This is a genomic window from Pseudomonas sp. MEJ108 (genome assembly GCF_030208985.1).
Taxonomy (GTDB): domain Bacteria; phylum Pseudomonadota; class Gammaproteobacteria; order Pseudomonadales; family Pseudomonadaceae; genus Aquipseudomonas; species Aquipseudomonas fragariae.
Map to the genome: position 1 here is coordinate 36,654 of NZ_JARVSW010000014.1, position 16,514 is coordinate 53,167.

Below are 16,514 nucleotides of genomic sequence, written 5' to 3' on the forward strand. Positions count from 1 at the left end.
GGGTCTGGTTCTTTTTGCAGGAGCAAAAGCCATGAGTCATTGCATGACCTTCCGGACCTTTGGTGTCGGGCATTCGCGCGTCTTTATTCTGTCACCGGTGATGCCGGTCTGGGACGAGGGTGGATTTGCCCAGCCGCTGATCGAGCACTTCACCGCCGCCGGTTTTCAGGTCACGGTGTTTGATTCCCTGTCGCTGCCCGTTATGCAGGGTGAGGACTTTGGTGTCTTTACCGAGCGCTGGGCCTGCGCGCTCGAGCCATGGGGTGTGCCGGATGTACTGGTCGGCGTTGCCCTGGGCGGTGCATTGGCGCAGGCACTGGCAGGCACTTCATTTCTGCAGTCGACACCTGCCTTGCTGCTGCTGTCTTCCCCGGCCAAGGCCGACGGGTTACTCGATTCCAGGCTGGGACATATGGCAGACCTGGCCGAACAGGGGCATGTCGAGCAAGCCAGGCATCTGCTGGACAATCTGGTATTGCCTGACGGGCAGTCGCATGAACGAACGGACCCATCCGAAAAAGAGAGTGACGCGACGCTTTCGATGCAAGGGCAGCGCCTGACAGTGGGTTTCCGGTTGCTGGCTGGTGTCGATGTCAGTGAATGCCTGCTCGATTACCAGGGCCGCGTGTTGAGCGTGTTCGGTGAAAAGTCGCAATTGGTGAGTGCACGCCATGTACTGCGTACCCGTGGCCTGCAGCAGCGCTCATTGTGCATAGATGGCGGCGGGATGCGTCCGCTGGCGGATGACTTGCAGCAGGTTCTGGACAGCATCGACACGTTCCTGATGACCCGCCAGGAGTGCGTGCAATGAGTCAGGTCGATGCGCTGAACTTCATTGATGTGCATTACCACGCCAATCCTGACGCGTTCATTCGTCGTCATGGTGCGATCGAGGCGGGCAGGTGCTACGCGCGGGCGCAGGGCAGGGTGGTGCTGAAGAATCATCTGGGGTGTACGGCAGCCCAGGCGTGGGAAGCGCGCGATCAGGGGTTTCCGGTCAGCGGCTCGGTGGTGCTGAACGAGATTGCCGGCGGCATCGACTACCGTGTGGTCGAGCGCAGCCTGTGTTTGCGTGGCGATGAGCCCGGGCGTTTCCTGGTTCACTTGCCAACCGTGACCGGCAGGACGCATGCCAGTACGCTGACCCGCAACCTGAGCCATCCGCTGTTGCGGGACAAGCCCATCAAGCCTGCCAGAGTGACATCGGACAACGGCCGGCTGACGCCACAGACGCTGGATATTCTGAGAATGGCGCGTGACTATCCGCTGGTGATCTCGACCGGGCATGCCGATGCCAATGAAGTCAGGACGCTGATCGACGAAGCGCTGCGCATCGGTGTGCCAAGGTTGATGCTCAATCAGCCTGCCAATCCGTTGACCGGTCTTGACGCGGCCGAGCTGGCGCTGATCGGCACAGAGCCATCGGTCTACATCGAGCAGACCGCACTGACGTACTTGCTGGGTTATCAGGACCGGCAGGATTTCAGCGATGTGTTGAGCCATGTCGGCAATGTGGTCTACAGCTCGGACCTGGGGCAGACCAGTCAGATCGATGTCCACCAGTGGCTGTCGCTGAGCGGGCAGTGGTTCGACGCGTTCGGCTTGAGCGACGAGCGCCGCACCGAGGTGACGCTGCTGAATCCGCAACGCATGTTGGCCCTTTAAGCTGTCCGGATAAGCGCCTCCCTGGCCAGCACCGCCAGGGAGGCCCGGCCATCAGGCTACTTCTGCGGACACCTTCGAAGTCATCGCCTCCACAACCCTGGATTCACGCAGGCCCGCGTCCTCCATCAGTGGCAGTGTTTCCCTCACGAAGTCCTTTATACCCTCATGGTAATCGAGCCACGTCAGGGCAATGCCGTCGATCCCCCAGTCAGAATATTTCCTGAACAGCTCCACGATCTTCTCGGGTGTGCCTACCAGTGGCACCCCGGCGAATCCGGCCTTGAAATGGAAACGGAAACGCACGGCGTCTTCGGGGGTGAAAATGCCGGTCTGGATACCCAGCTCGCCGGTGATGATGTCGCAGCCCTCATCGTCACCGACCTGGTTGGCGTAATAGTCCAGGTAAGCGTCTGCTTCCTCTTGCGTGTCCTTCTGCACCACATAGCCATAACACCATATCTTTATGTCGCGGCCGAACTTCTGTTTCGCCAGGTCCTTGTAGGATGCAATCTGCTCACGCACGGCCTGTTCGCCGTCCAGATGTTTGACGATCAGGAACGCGGCGTCGCAATGTTCTGCACAGAAGAGTTTGCCGCGTGGCGACCCCCCTGCGTTGATCAGGTAGGGTTTATTCAGAGGTTGTGGCTGCGAGATTGCGCCGCAGATGTTGAAATACTCGCCTTTGAAGTCGAACGGGGTCTGCTGCTCCCAGGCATTTTTTGCAATGTGCAGCCACTCTTCTGCGTAGTCGTAGCGTTTGTCGTGCTCCATCATATGGCCGTTGAACATGCGCATTTCCGCGCCATACCAGCCGCAAAGGATATTCAGCCCGAAGCGCCCGCCGCTGATGTGGTCGATGGTCACCGCCTGTTTGGCCGCGAACAGCGGGTGCACGGTGGGCAGGTGCGAGGTGGTGAACACGGCGATCTGACTGGTCAGGGCTGCAATCCCGGCAGCCCAGGTGTAGGTTTCGAAACAGACACCGCCGGTATTGTTGGTGCCGCCGAAACCTTTCCAGCGGCCGACCGGTATGAAGGCTTCAAACCCTGCATCGTCGGCAATCCGGGCGATTTCCAGGTTGCCTGCCCAATCGTCTCCGCGCAGGCGTTCAGGCGCGTTGGTGACGGTGCAGCCGCCCTCGGTATTGGTGGAGAAAACACCCAGCTGTATCTTGTTCGCGCTGCTGCGCATCGGGTTGGTTTTTATCGGATAGGATTTTTCAGCGCGCATCGTGACCTCCCAGGTCGATAGTTGGATCGTTCGTCCTTGCTACATCCTGAACCTGCGGTGGCCGTGCCGACGAAGTATTCGGTCAGGCATGATCACCCCGGCGGGTCGGGAAGTACGGCAGCACATACTCTTCCAGCTCTTGTAACACTTCTGTGGCCGGACGCCTCAGTGGCTTGAGGTTCAGCGCCACATGCGAAACACCCTGTTCCCGCTGACGCTGCCACAGGGCGATGAGGGCGTTGCGCCCGGTACTGATTCCACGGCCGACTTTCATCGGCGCGTCCTTGTTCTCGTCCAGGTCGAAGAACGTCGCATAGCCGTAGGGCTTGAACTGCATCTGCTCATTGGCGCTGCGCCAGTGATTGATCACTTCAGGCAAGGTGTCGAAGCCGCTCTGATGCCATATCCAGCCGTCCATGTTATTGGCCAGCCATGTGATGTCCTGCTGACAGCGGCCGATGGCAAGCATCGGCAGCCGCCCGAAAACCGGTTTCGGCAGTAGATCCAGCGTGCCATTGAGTTGCCCGTAATGACGCGATTTGAACACTGGAAAAGACTGCTCGGTCACCGCGTGCAGCAGTTCGACGCCGTCTCTGAAGCGTTCTGCGCGGGTCTCGAAACGCTCGCCGAACGCGGGATATTCGCCGGGCCTGTCCCCTGTAGACACACCCAGCAGGAAGCGTCCTTCGAGCAACACGTCGACGCTGCACGCCTGTTTGGCAACCATCAGCGGATTGCGCAACGTCAATATGATGCCTGCCGTGCCGATGCAGATTTGCCGGGTGACCGCAGACAGTAGCGCGGCGTAGACAAAAGGATCGAACACCTGACCGGCGTCGCCGAACCCCGGATCGAGAAGCGGTACGTCGCGCAGCCACAGCGCGGCGAAACCGGCCTTGTCGGCCTGAATGGCGAGGGCCAGATGGTCTTTCATGGTCGGTGCTGCGGAGTCCGGGTAGCCCTCCAGTGGCGCGATCAGACCGAACGTGAGATGTCCCGGCGCGAACACCTTTGCAAAGGCGGGATGGCGCTTTGCGCCGGGTATTTCATAGGGACTCACTTGGTTTCACCCGCCAGTTCAAGCGTGTCGGAGGGCTCTATGGGCGGTTCTTCATGAGCGCGTACGCGACCAAGCAGGGCAAAGACCGCCACCGCCGTCAGCACGGTGGCGGCGCTGAGAATGAACAGCAGATTGCGGAATGCATTGACGTACTCTTGGTGCAGCAACGCTGACTGACCGGACAGCAGGCTTGTCGCATTGTGCAGATCGCCCAGGGCAGCGCGGTTGGCCGCTTCGGTGACTGCATCAGGTGAGACACCCTTGAGTGCGTCGAAAAGTCCCCATTGAATGAACGTAGCCAGCAGGGCACCGGCGATTGCGATAGCGATCCCGTCCGCCGAAACGCGCACCGCATTGAAGATGCCGGTGGCCATGCCGGCGCGTTCCTTTTCGACGACGCTGATCGCCATGCCATCCATCAGCCCCCAGGGCAGGCCGATACCGATACCGATCAAGGCCATCGGCAGCAACGCTGTCCTGATCGCGCCGCTGTCCAGTGCCAGCGCCAGCCATAGCAGTCCGGCCGCCACCAGCAGCAGCCCGACGCCGGACAGCAGTCCCGACGTGAAACGACGTGCCAGTTGCGCGGCAAGCAGGGGCACGATCAGCAGGGGCGCGGCCAGCGCGGTCATCATCTGCCCGGTTTCAAGGGCGCTGAGGCCGTCGATGCCAATGAAGCGCGCCGGCAGCATGATGATCAGCACGACAAAGAAAAATGCGGGAGTGGCTGCAAGAATCTGCACGCCGACAAAGCGCGCGCTTTTGAACAACGAGAGATCCAGCATGGGACGGGCGACGCGTCGCTCCACCGCAATGAATACCCAGAACAGCAGCAGTGAGCCGATGATGCCGCCCATCACCAATGGATCGGTCCAGCCCTCTTCAGGGGCGAGCAGAATTGCATAAGTGAACAGGGTCAATGCTGCGGTAAAACTGATTGCGCCCGGCCAGTCCATGCCCGTGGCGTCGGGATCCTTTGACTCGGTGGCGCTGAACAGCACCAGCAAAAATCCCGCGACGCCGATGAGTGCAGTCGCATGGAATGACCATTTCCAGCCAGCCGAATCCACCAGCGAGCCGGCTGCCAGAGGGCCGAAGGCCAGACCTATACCGAAGGTGGTGCCCAGCAGGCTGAAGACTCGGGTACGGTCGGCGCCATGAAAGGTCTGGGCAAGCGACGACATCGCCCCGGCGAACGCTGCCGCGCCGCCCAGGCCTTGAACCAGTCTGAGCAAATCTATCTGGACGACGGAAGAGGCCGCCGGAATGGCGAAGGTGGAGAGCACGAATATCGCCAGCCCGATCAACCAGACGCGTTTTCTGCCGTAGATATCCGTGAGGCTCCCGGCGGCCATCATCGCGCTGCCGTAGGTCAGGATGTAGGCGTTGATGACCCAGGTCAGCTCGACGGCTGATCCACCCAGCGCCTGGTTTATCGACGGCAGCACCACGGCAGGACCTGTGAAGCATAACGGGATCAGAATGCCGGTCAGGCAAGCGGCGAGCAGTTGTCCCCATCGCCCGGCGGTGGGCTGTGTTGGAACCTGGCGTGCTGTGGTCATGTGCAGTGTCCCTGTGAAGCGTGCCCGGGTTTTGCCGTGGTGCACGCGGTTATCCAAGAGCGATCGCCCTGCCGGGAGATTAGGGCTTGCGCCCGCAAACAAAAACAGGCTTATGTTCCGAACGTATGGGACAAGGTTGTCCTGAATAGGAGTGGGTATTGGAATCGCTCGGAAGCATCGCCGTGTTCGTTCTGGTTGCCGAAACACGGAGTTTTACCCAGGCCGGAAAGCGCCTGGGCATCTCTTCGTCGGGGATCGGCAAGAGTATCGGCCGTCTGGAGGAGAGCCTCGGCGTCCGCCTTTTTCATCGCAGTACGCGCAGTATCGCCCTGACGCTGGAAGGCTCGATATTCCTGGAGCGTTGCCGACGGATCCTGTCGGAGCTGGATGCGGCGGAAATGGAGTTGAGCAATGCCAGAGACTTGCCCAAGGGCAGGTTGCGGATCAGTTTGCCGTTGGTCAGCGGACTGGTGATGCCGGTGATCATCGACTTCATGCGTACCTATCCCGATATCGAACTGGACATCGATTTCTCGGACCGCATGGTCGATATCATTGAGGAGGGCTTCGATATCGTGTTACGCACCGGCGATCCCGGTGACTCTGGGCTGATGTCGAAGCGGATGGGCAGTTTCCAATTGCGCATTGTCGGCGCTCCGGACTATTTTGCCCGGCACGGTATACCCCGGCATCCTGGGGACCTGAGTCAGCACGCCTGTCTGTTGCACAAGTTTCCCTCCACGGGAAGGTTTGAACACTGGCCGCTGCGTCGTGAAGCAGGCGTCGACGATCTCGAGTTACCCCAGGCCATGGTGTGTAATACCACCGAGATTCTGGTGGACGTTGCGCGGGCCGGGTTGGGAATTGCCTGTCTGCCGGACTTCATGATTTCATCGGCCATTCGCAACGGCGAGCTGATACCTGTCCTGGATGACTACACGGTGCATACCGGAACGTTCAGATTGCTCTGGCCGTCCAGCAAGCATCTTTCGCTGCGCCTGCGAGTCTTCATTGATTTCATGCACGCCCATTTGTTCGCTCCCCCGACGGTGTAACCGCGCGGAGTGAGCCGGCAGCACCTGGCAAGGAGCACTGGTATGTATACGCTTTTCGGCACGCAAGGTTCGGGTTCGGCTGCGATCGAGATAGCGCTTCGGCGCTGCTCGGTGCCTTTTACCCTGTGCGAAGCCTGTGGTTGGGAGGAGGGGGCTGGCAAGGAGGCGTTGAGGCGGGTCAACCCGTTGATGCAAGTCCCCACGCTGGTGCTCGCCGATGGCGCGGTCCTCACTGAAAGTGCGGCGATCCTGATTCATCTGGGCCTGGAGCACCCCGACTCCGGACTTCTGCCTGGCCAATCCGCCCAGCGTGCTCAAGCGCTTCGCGCGCTGGTTTACATTGCAGCCAATTGCTACGCCGCCATCGGCATCATTGATTACCCGCAGCGCTGGCTGGCAAGTTCCGACGATGCGCAGGAGAGGCTGCTCGAAGCGGGCGCCCGGACGCGGTTGCATGAACACTGGGAGACGTTTGCCGACCTGTTTGGTGATGCCGGGATCTGGCGTTGCGATGCGCCCGGCGCAGTGGAGATTCTGACCTCTGTCGTGACGCGATGGAGTGGCGCGCGCGAGCACCTGCGTAACACCCGGGCGGATTTTCATGCGCTGTTGCTACAGGTTGACGCCGAGCCGCTGGTCAACGAGGTCATACGACGCCATTGGCCTTGAGGAACCTGGCGACAGGATGAAGCAGGTCAGAAAATAAAAAAGCCGAACAGTGAATGTCCGGCCATTTTTATTTAACGGGTATCTTAAGTAACCACGCCTCGCTGGCGATGAGCCGTTGTTATTGTTCGGTTATATGGGCTGGTGCATTCGTTGCACTGATCGGGCCCAGTATTCTCAAGTAGAGATGCACGGTAGTGCCACTCCCCGGTGCTGTTTCAACGCGTGCGCCTCCGCCGGCATTTACCGCAAACTCCTGCACCTGAACAAGGCCAAGCCCGGCACCCGGGTCCGAACTTCTGGTCGTGAAGAAAGGTTCGAAGATTTGCTCCTTGAGCTCGGCTGTCATGCCGGGACCGTTATCTTTCACGCTGAGTACCAGATAATCGCCTTCCGGGAATTGCGGGTCGTCCTTGACGGATTCCAGCCGGGTCGAGATATGCACCTTGCCGGGGCCTGAAATTGCATCACGCGCATTGCTCAGGAGATTCAACAAGGTGGTATGCAATTGCGCTTCGGCGCACAACACGCCCCAGCCCTGGGCGGATAAGTCGAATGACAGATCCAGCGTGTCGCCCGCCGAACGCAACAGAAGATCACGGGCTGCATCGATCCTTTCGCTGACATCGATGCAGATCAGTTCGGAACCGTCCTGGCGAACGCTGTTGAGCAGGCGAGTTACCAATTGGCGACCGTGATCCACTGCCCGCAGTCCGGTATCACTGAGCGTTTCGACGTCCGTCGGGCGGCGTGAGCGCATGCGGATCAGTTGCAGGCTGGCGCTCAGTGCCTGGAGCAGGTTGTTGAAGTCATGAGCGATGCTCGCCGTCAGCATGCCCAGCGATGACACCCGTTGCGACTGGCGCAGGTTGCGCTCCAGCGCCAGGCTTTGGCTCTGTGCGCTTTCGAGTCCCAGTGCCAGCTCGGCGGCGTGCTGGTCACGTTGCTCCGAGACCAGGCGGTATTGCATCAGGGCTGCGGTTTGCCGCGCCAGTGCCAGCAGGGCACGACGTTGCTGTTCGCTCAGTACGCGCGGCCAGATATCGATCACGCAGACGGTGCCCAGTGCATGACCGGCCTCGGTACGAATCGGCGCACCCGCATAAAAGCGGATGTAAGGAGGCCCCAGCACCAGCGGGCTCTCTCTGAAGCGAGGATCGGTGGTTGCATCTTCCACCACCAGCACATCGGAGGGCTGCAGGATAGCGTGGGCGCAGAATGCCAGGTCGCGATGCGTCTCCTGCACGTCCAGGCCGATGCAGGCCTTGAACCACTGGCGTTCTCGGTCAACCAGCGAGACCAGCGCAATGGGCGCGTCGCACAGTGTTGTCGCGAGCAGCACAATGTCGTCGAAGTCTTGCTCGGGAGCACTGTCCAGTATCTTGAGATGCTCAAGGGACAGGACACGTTCTTCCTCGCTGGCGGGAAGTGGCGCAGGGTGGTGGGTCATGGGGCGCACCGCGATCGGATGAAATAGGTCTTATGATGCCTATGATCCATAGAGCGCAGCAAGGCATACGCTGCATAAATCAGCTCGGCGTGCCGGTGTCCCCTTTATTCAGGTTGCTCGTTCGACACGCAGTGAAGCAGTTCTGCGCAATCGAAGGGCGTCAAGATCGTGTTCGAACTCTCTCGGAACAGTCATTTCTTACTGTCATCGCCGGTGCTTCCAATCTATATAACGGCGCGCCATTAAATGACGCCTGCCATAAGAATTAAAGTTCACTCATCATAAGAAGTTGCCAGTGTCGAGAGCAATGAGTCGGCCTTTCAGAGTACTGTTTTTGTAACTTATTATGTCCATATTTTGCGTGCCGTGTAATAAACTGTCTCCGGTTTTTGCCTTGGCAAAAGTCGTGAGCCCATTAATAACGTCCGTATTCTTCTGGAGCAACGCCGATGCCCGGCCCAAATGAATCAAGTCCTGCCGAACTTCTGCCCGAGGGAGCTCCCGACGACCGAGTCACCAGCCTGTTATGGGGGCCATTCTGGCTTGGGGATTCGTCCGGCACCCATCTGACTTACAGTTTTCATAAGGCCGACTCGGTCTACGCCACTGATTACAGTCGCTCTCAGGAGCCCGGCGATGCCTATTCGCTGACCGACGCCCAGGCGGCAGCCGCAAAAAACGCACTGGATGCCTGGAGTGCGGTGGCAGATATCAAGTTCACCGAGGTTCAGGACACCCCCGATAATGTCGGAGACATCCGTTTCGGCGGCTTCAAGGGCCTGCAAGGTACAGAGTTTGGCCAGGCTTATGCGCCGGGTACGCTGGGCCGCTCCGGCGATGTCTGGATCGGGCCGAACGTCAACGCGGCCGATCCTGCCAAGGGCACGGATGATTACCTCACGTTCATGCATGAAACCGGTCATGCACTGGGGTTGAAGCATTCGTTCGAAGCATCGCAGTACAACGATGTTCTGCTCGATGCCAAATTCGAAGATGCGCGTTACACCATCATGAGCTACACCAACAATTACAGCTTCAAGCCCACCACGCCGATGCTGCTCGATGTTGCGGCCATGCAGTTCATATACGGCGCCAACACCCACTATCACACCGGCGACGACGTCTACAAATGGGCACCCGGGCAGTCGGTATTCGAGACCATCTGGGACGCTGGCGGCAAGGACACCATTGATGCCAGCAATCAGGAAGCATCGGTGAAAATCAACCTCAACGAGGGTGAGTTCAGCACCATCGGCAAGGCGTTTCTCGATTACAACGCGAACCCTGACGCGCCGACGTCGATGAATTCCGGTCTGGCGATCGCTTACGGTGCGCACATTGAAAACGCCATAGGTTCTGCCTTCAATGACACGCTGATCGGCAACGATCTGGATAACGTGCTCAATGGCCGCGGCGGTCTGGACACCATGATCGGCGGGCTGGGCAACGATACCTACGTCATTGATCAGGCAGGCGAACTGGACCTGGTTCAGGAAAAGGCCGACCAGGGCATCGATACGCTGAAGATCACCTACGACAATACCTCGCCCATCGCACAGGTCATCAACCTCAATACCGGGACGTTGGCGAACTTCGAGAATGTCCACCTCAAAGGCGAGGGCGCCTTTACCGTGCTGGGCAATGATCGCAACAACACTCTGACCGGCAACGATGCGGACAATGTTCTCTTCGGCGGTGCCGGCAATGACAAACTGGTGGGCGGTCAGGGCGCCGATATCATGACTGGCGGTAGCGGTGCTGACCGTTTCGTTTTCAACGATCTGTCGGAAATGGGCAAAGGCCACAACAGCGATGTGATCACCGACTTCAATAGCCAGCAAGGCGACAAACTGAGCTTCCTGAAGATGGATGCCAACGTGGACACCAAGGCCCTCGATGCTTTCAGCTTCATCGGCAGCGGCGAGTTTACCGGCGCTGGCCAACTGCGCTTCGCCGACCATGTGCTGTCCGGCAACGTCAACGGCGACCTGCATGCGGACTTTGAAATCCAGCTGGTCGGCGTCAGCGAGTTCCATGCCCACGATCTGGCGGTCTGATCGCTGACCTGAAAGACCGATCTCAATGACAGGACTGCGCCACTGACAGGCGCAGTCTTTTCTAGCCGAATCTCCCCCTTCATTTCTGGTTTTAATCACGCACCGCAATTGTGCGACGCGTCGTTTTGCGCGTTTTTCGGCACCGTGACGGTGCTGTTACAAAATTTAAAACCACAAATTCAATATATCCAACAAAACCCACTTGACTCATCAGGGGCTGCTGAATGTAATGCCCCGACAGTCGTTGGTGCCGTGCATTACGCATAAGTGTCTGAGAGGTATCTGCTTTGATTGAGTCTAAGCCATCTTCCATGCCTAACGTGATTGAAGCTGCCACGCGTGTTCGCGAAGGGGGCCTGACGCCGATACGTTTGACCGAGTTATGCCTGGCAGCGATCGAAACCCACAATTCCACACTGAATGCATTCGGTGACGTATACACCGATGCCGCGCTCGAACAGGCCACAAGCATGACGGCCGAATTGCAGCGCGGTGAGCTACGCGGGCCGCTGCACGGCATACCCTTCGGCATCAAAGATCTCTTTTCCACCGCAGGGCTGCGCACCACGCGGGGGTCGTTGACGGCGCTGGAGTCGGTGCCGGCTCAGGACGCACCGATCATCCGTCGCCTCAAAAACGCTGGCGCAATTATTCTCGGCAAGACCGCGACCACCGAGTTCGGCTGGACGGGCGCCAGTACGTCGCGGGTGTTCGGCAACGGACGCAACCCGTGGGACCCGACCCTGACCAGCGGCGGCTCCAGCTCCGGTTCGGCCATCGCCGTGGCGGCGCGCATGGTGCCTGCGGCCCTGGGCTCGGATGGCGGCGGCTCGGTGCGCATACCAGGCTCGTTCTGTGGCGCATTTGCCCTCAAAGGTACATTGGGGCGTATTCCCACCTGGCCCTGGTCGGCCACCGAAATGCTCAGTCATGCCGGGCCGATCACCCGAACCGTGCGCGACAGCGCGTTGCTGTTCGACATTCTCTCGGGCCCCGATCCACTCGATCATCAGGCGCTGCCAGCCCCCGACGAGTCCTTTCTGGCCCGTTGCGACCAGCCGCTGAAACCCTTGCGCATCGGTTTCTGCCCGACCCTGTTCGACACGCCGGTCGATGCGCAAGTCGCTGCAGCGGTTGACGCTGCCGTGGGTAATATCGCCAGATCGCTGCCCGTTACAGTCAGCACGCTCAAGCCGGATTGGCAGGACCCGCTGGCGACCTTCGAAACTCTGTGGGTCGCCGGGCGCGGTATTGCCTATGGCAAGGCGCTTGCGCAGAAGCTGGACCAGCTCGATCCGGGCTTTGCCGATCTGATCAAGCGCTCTGCCCAGTACAGCCTGAGTGATTATCTACAGGCACTTCAACAACGTGCGGCGTTCGCCAATCAGGTGCACGCGCTGTTTGACGATTACGATCTGCTGCTCATGCCCACGCTGCCGATCCTGCCGTTTGCCGCAGACGACGTAGCGCCCGTCGGCTATGCCGGGCAGGACGGCGCTGTGCCGTGGGCGCGCTGGACGCCGTTCACTTACCCTTTCAACATCACCGGCAACCCGGCCGCCAATCTGCCTTGTGGGCGCAGTAGCGCAGGACTGCCGATCGGTCTGCAGGTCGTCGGCCCACGCTTTGCCGATGCCCAGGTGCTGCAGTTCTGTGCTGCGGTAGAGGCCATTGCGCCCTGGGATCAGCACCTGCCACCGGTTTCGGGGCAATAGACATGTCGCTCTCGCACGCAGATCAGCGGCCCAAGGGCCCGGACACTGGAGCCATCACTTTGCAACGGAATGTCACCCCCATGCTCAATCAGCCGCGTCTGGACGAAATCATGCGCCTGCTCGTTCAACAACAGCGGGTCAAGGCGTCGGACCTTGCACAATTGCTGTTCGTCTCCGAAGAGACCATCCGCCGCGACTTCAAGCATCTGGAGGAGGAGGGCAGGTTAAGGCGAATTCACGGCGGCGCCATTCTGCCCAGGTCCAGCGAAGAATTGCCGTTGCAGGAGCGCAGCAGGCTCAAGCCTCGCGCCAAGGCGGGCATCGCTGTGCGCGCCGCGCAACTGGTCAGCGAAGGCATGGCGATCTTCCTCGACACCGGTACCTCGACGCTGGCGCTGGCCCAGCAACTGACCCGGTTCAGCCAGCTGAAGATCATCACCAATTCGCTGGACATCGCCCAGCTGATATCGCACCAGAGCGACAATCAGGTGCTGGTTGCGCCCGGCGATGTGCGGCGCACCGACAACGCCTTGATCGGCCCCCACACGCTGGAATTCGCCCGGCAGTTTCACTACGACATTGCCTTCATGGGCATCGGCGGCATTGACCTGGACTTCGGCCTGATGGATTACCAGGAGCCAGAAGCCATGTTGCGCAGAACGCTGGTCAGGCATTGCACGCGCAGTGTGGTGCTGGCCGACGATGGCAAGTTCGGTCATCGCACCTTCATCAACACCCTGCCATTTGCCGCGATCACCACCCTGGTCACCAATCGCGCGCTATCCGACGAGTTTGCGACACGCCTGGAGAACGATCATGTCGACACCCTCTATTCCTGAGCTGATCGAGCCGAGCGCAACTGATCTGGCAGCGTTCGAAGCCTTGTTTCGGCAAAGCTCGGCCATCGGTGCGACACCGGCCGGTGGCCTGCACCGGCTGGCGGCCTCGGTTGAAGACGGTCAGGTACGTGACCTGTTTAAGGGCTGGCTCGAAGCGCACGGCTTCGAAGTCCGTATCGATGCGGTGGGCAACCTGTTCGGCCTCATGACCTTTGATCCGGATGCGCCTTATCTGCTCTGCGGTTCGCACCTGGACAGCCAACCGAGTGCCGGGCGTTTCGATGGCGTATACGGCGTGCTTGCCGGCGCCGTGGCGGTGTCCAGTCTGACGCGGCAATTGCTTGAGCGTGGTGAAGTCCCGCGCTGCAATCTGGCGGTCGTCAACTGGACCAACGAGGAGGGCGCGCGCTTTCAGCCGAGCCTGATCGGCAGTGGTGTGTTCACCGGTGCCTTGACGCTGGACAGCGCCTGGGAAAGCCGCGATGGCGACGGTATCCGTCTCAAGGACGCCCTGCAGGCCATCGGTTATCTGGGCAATGATCAGGTTGACTTGAACATTGCCGGGTATGTCGAAATTCATGTCGAGCAGGGCGCTGGCCTGGAAAGCAGCCAGACGGCGATCGGCGTGGTGCGCGAGACCTGGGCCGCCCTGAAACGGCGGGTACGTTTCGACGGCGAACAGAATCACACCGGCCCCACGCCCATGGCCGCGCGCCGGGATGCGTTGCTGGCCGCCGCACACACCATCACTGCGGTGCATGACGAGGCCTTGCAGCACGGCGTGCAGATGCACAGTTCGGTAGGGCGTATCGAGGTCTACCCCAATTCGCCCAACGTGGTGCCGTCGCGGGTATCGCTGCTGATTGAGTACCGCTCCCGCGACGTCGATCTGCTAAGTGCTGCCTCGGAACGCCTGGATGCAACGCTGCGTGCGATCGCTGACAAGACCATGACCGCGTTTGAAGTGGAAAGCAGCGTGCTGCGCTCACCTGCCAGGCTGCATGAAGGGTTCGCTGCACTGGCGCATGACGTAGGCGCCGAGCTGGGTTTGTCGACCACCGACAGCATGACCGTGGCCGGTCACGACGCGATCAGTCTGAACAGGCGCTATCCCGTATGCCTGCTGTTCATCCCCAGCAGTAATGGCGTTTCTCATAACGAGGCCGAATACACCAGCGATCAGGACATGCACAACGGTTTGCGCATGCTGACCGGTCTGTTGCATCGGGCTTGCACCTCGTCCGCTTCATTTGGTTGAGGGGCTGACCATGTCATATGCCGACGACTTGACCACACGCCTGCGCAGCGCATTGGCACATTGCGGGTTCGCGGCAGACGCCGGGATCGAGAACGTTACCCAGGGCGTTGCGTCACCCTCGAGACTGTCGACCGAGTGGGCCGGCTTTCGGGTCAGCAGTGCGCAGGGCGGTTGCTACGCCAAGGTTCTGCATGCCGACATGGCGCCACTGATCGATTTCGACACGGTAGCCCAGGCCAGCGACTGTGCCGGGCTTAGCGCTGCTGCACCGCGTTTACTTGGGGCAGACCAGGCCACTGGCGTGCTGATCTTCGAGGATCTGGGCCCGGACTGGCGAGCTGCGCGGCTCGACGATCTGCTCGCACCCGGCCGGCTTCATGCACTGTGGGCACTCAAGCGGCAGGTGCATGCCGGGCCGGTGCCTGATGTGGTGCGCTCGCCAATGGCGGACATCGAGCGCCTGCGCGCAGTGTGCGAACGCGACAACGTTGCGCTGCCTGCCGAGCATCAATGGATCGACCGTTGCGTCGACATGGCCTGGCAGTCGCTGCAGAGCCGATCCGTGCAAGCGGTTCCGCTGCACGGCGACGGTGTGTCGAGCAACGTCATGGTGTCCAGCGAAGGTCAGTTGCGTCTGGTGGATTTTGACTACGGTGGCTGCATGGACCCGTGGTACGACGTGGCGATTACCCTCAACGAGCTTTATTCGTTCGAGCGCCAGTGGCGCGAAGGAATCGGCGCGTGGGCCGGGCAATGCCTGGAAATCGACTACGCCGTGTGCCGTCTGTATGCGCTGATCAACGACTGGTACTGGACATTGTGGGGGCTTTGGGCCGGTACCACGTCCTCGCGGCCACTGGAGTTTTCCAAGGTCGGGCAATGGACGCTGCTGCGGTGTCGGCAGTGCGTTCAGGACCCGCGGCTGGAAGGCTGGATGCGTCAGGTTCAGGAGGGTAGAGCATGAAAACGTTAGGGCAGTCGGTCAGTACCCAGGAGCGACAACTGGAAGCCGCCGTGCGCAGCATCGACAGCTGGCAGGGCCGCCGCGTTGACTACGAGCCTGTCAGTGGTGGCATTTCCAACACCAACTGGCGGGTCGAGGTCGAGGGTGCCGACACAGCGTACTTCTTCAAGGTGCCAGGCGTCGGTACAGAGATGTTCATTGATCGTCACACTGCTCACGAGGCCAGTGTGAAAGCTGCGCAAACCGGTTATGGCGCGCCGGTTTTCGCCTTTCTCGAAGCCTTCGGTGTCGAGGTGTTCGAATTCATGGAGGGCTGGCGGGCGTCGTCCAACCATGACTTCCTGCAACGCGACATACGCCACAGTGCCCTGCGCGGGCTCAAGGCGTTCAACGATCAGCCGCTGCTGCAACAGACCAAGACCGTGTTCGACATGATCACCGAGCACCAGAGCCAGGTGGCCGAACTCAAGGGCATCAAGCCTCAGGATGACGACTGGCTGTGCCTGCAATACCAGCGCGCAAAAGCTGCGCTGCAAGCTTCCGGGATCGATCTGGCGCCGTGCATGAACGACACGCTGGCAGGCAATTTCATGCTCAACGCGGATCGCCAGATTCGTCTGGTGGATTTCGAGTACGCCTCCAACAACGACCGCCATTACGAATTGGCGCTGTGGTTCGGCGAGATGTTTTTCAGCGACGACATGGAGCTGGCGCTGATCGAGGACTACTTCGGCCAGGTCAGCGCGCAAACCGTAGCGCGGATCAAGCTCAACAAGGCCTTGGCCGACATCAAATGGTCGACCTGGGCGATGGTGCAGCACGCGGTGTCGCAACTGGACTTCGACTTTTACAAGTACGGCGCCTGGAAACACATGCGGGCGCGCAGCATCATCAATGATTCGCAATGGGAAACCTGGCTGCGGCAGGCCTGAGTCGATCTCGTCCGGCGCGCCTTTGAACATGTAAGGCAAGTATTTCAATAATAAAAAAGTA

General features: G+C 60.1%; 14 protein-coding genes. 10 read left to right on the forward strand and 4 right to left on the reverse strand.

Annotation, left to right across the window (positions count from 1 at the left end):
- The first annotated feature begins 31 nt into the window (after nt 1-31).
- A complete protein-coding gene (locus QRN50_RS07860) occupies nt 32-811 on the forward strand; it encodes a hypothetical protein (protein ID WP_054091914.1) in 780 nt (259 codons plus the stop codon).
- On the forward strand, nt 808-1,665 hold the full coding sequence (locus QRN50_RS07865) for a DUF6282 family protein (protein WP_011268190.1): 858 nt from the start codon (nt 808-810) through the stop codon (nt 1,663-1,665). Before QRN50_RS07860 ends, QRN50_RS07865 begins: the two co-directional genes overlap by 4 nt.
- A gap of 51 nt (nt 1,666-1,716) precedes the next feature.
- Here the strand turns inward: QRN50_RS07865 and QRN50_RS07870 are convergent, their stop codons facing one another.
- The 3 genes from QRN50_RS07870 to QRN50_RS07880 all read right to left on the reverse strand — a co-directional run bounded on the left by QRN50_RS07870 (nt 1,717) and on the right by QRN50_RS07880 (nt 5,517).
- Nucleotides 1,717-2,895 carry an LLM class flavin-dependent oxidoreductase gene (locus QRN50_RS07870; RefSeq protein WP_003400502.1) on the reverse strand — a complete coding sequence of 393 codons (1,179 nt, stop codon included), beginning with the start codon at nt 2,893-2,895 and terminating at the stop codon, nt 1,717-1,719.
- An 82-nt stretch (nt 2,896-2,977) separates the two neighbouring features.
- Nucleotides 2,978-3,955: an LLM class oxidoreductase gene (locus QRN50_RS07875; RefSeq protein WP_011268189.1), complete on the reverse strand. Its 978-nt coding sequence runs from the start codon at nt 3,953-3,955 to the stop codon at nt 2,978-2,980.
- Nucleotides 3,952-5,517 carry an MFS transporter gene (locus QRN50_RS07880; RefSeq protein ID WP_024642689.1) on the reverse strand — a complete coding sequence of 522 codons (1,566 nt, stop codon included), beginning with the start codon at nt 5,515-5,517 and terminating at the stop codon, nt 3,952-3,954. The genes QRN50_RS07875 and QRN50_RS07880 overlap by 4 nt, the downstream gene beginning before the upstream one ends.
- A 158-nt stretch (nt 5,518-5,675) precedes the next feature.
- On the opposite strand from QRN50_RS07880, the gene QRN50_RS07885 reads away from it, so the two are divergent.
- Together QRN50_RS07885 and QRN50_RS07890 are read left to right on the forward strand one after the other, a co-directional pair.
- Entirely contained in the window at nt 5,676-6,572 is an 897-nt protein-coding gene (locus tag QRN50_RS07885; protein ID WP_024642688.1) for a LysR family transcriptional regulator, read from the forward strand.
- Between the two features lie 42 nt (nt 6,573-6,614).
- Nucleotides 6,615-7,241, forward strand: coding sequence for a glutathione S-transferase (locus tag QRN50_RS07890; RefSeq protein ID WP_096126536.1), 627 nt, complete (start codon nt 6,615-6,617; stop codon nt 7,239-7,241).
- Nucleotides 7,242-7,359: 118 nt separating this feature from the next.
- On the opposite strand, the gene QRN50_RS07895 is transcribed toward QRN50_RS07890, so the two are convergent.
- Nucleotides 7,360-8,688, reverse strand: a complete 1,329-nt coding sequence (locus tag QRN50_RS07895) for a sensor histidine kinase (protein ID WP_003400519.1) — start codon at nt 8,686-8,688, stop codon at nt 7,360-7,362.
- A 449-nt stretch (nt 8,689-9,137) separates the two neighbouring features.
- On the opposite strand from QRN50_RS07895, the gene QRN50_RS07900 reads away from it, so the two are divergent.
- The 6 genes from QRN50_RS07900 to QRN50_RS07925 all read left to right on the forward strand — a co-directional run bounded on the left by QRN50_RS07900 (nt 9,138) and on the right by QRN50_RS07925 (nt 16,453).
- The gene (locus QRN50_RS07900) at nt 9,138-10,745 is read left to right on the forward strand and encodes a M10 family metallopeptidase (protein ID WP_024660001.1); all 1,608 of its coding nucleotides are present in this window, start codon (nt 9,138-9,140) and stop codon (nt 10,743-10,745) included.
- A gap of 311 nt (nt 10,746-11,056) precedes the next feature.
- Nucleotides 11,057-12,460, forward strand: coding sequence for an amidase (locus tag QRN50_RS07905; protein ID WP_096126535.1), 1,404 nt, complete (start codon nt 11,057-11,059; stop codon nt 12,458-12,460).
- Between the two features lie 80 nt (nt 12,461-12,540).
- A complete protein-coding gene (locus tag QRN50_RS07910) occupies nt 12,541-13,299 on the forward strand; it encodes a DeoR/GlpR family DNA-binding transcription regulator (RefSeq protein ID WP_024639596.1) in 759 nt (252 codons plus the stop codon).
- Complete coding sequence (locus tag QRN50_RS07915) at nt 13,277-14,557, forward strand: M20 family metallo-hydrolase (protein WP_003400529.1); 1,281 nt, start codon at nt 13,277-13,279, stop codon at nt 14,555-14,557. Before QRN50_RS07910 ends, QRN50_RS07915 begins: the two co-directional genes overlap by 23 nt.
- Nucleotides 14,558-14,567: 10 nt before the next feature.
- The gene (locus tag QRN50_RS07920; RefSeq protein WP_096126534.1) at nt 14,568-15,521 is read left to right on the forward strand and encodes a phosphotransferase family protein; all 954 of its coding nucleotides are present in this window, start codon (nt 14,568-14,570) and stop codon (nt 15,519-15,521) included.
- Nucleotides 15,518-16,453: a choline kinase family protein gene (locus tag QRN50_RS07925; protein WP_003400536.1), complete on the forward strand. Its 936-nt coding sequence runs from the start codon at nt 15,518-15,520 to the stop codon at nt 16,451-16,453. The genes QRN50_RS07920 and QRN50_RS07925 overlap by 4 nt, the downstream gene beginning before the upstream one ends.
- Nucleotides 16,454-16,514: the final 61 nt, after the last annotated feature.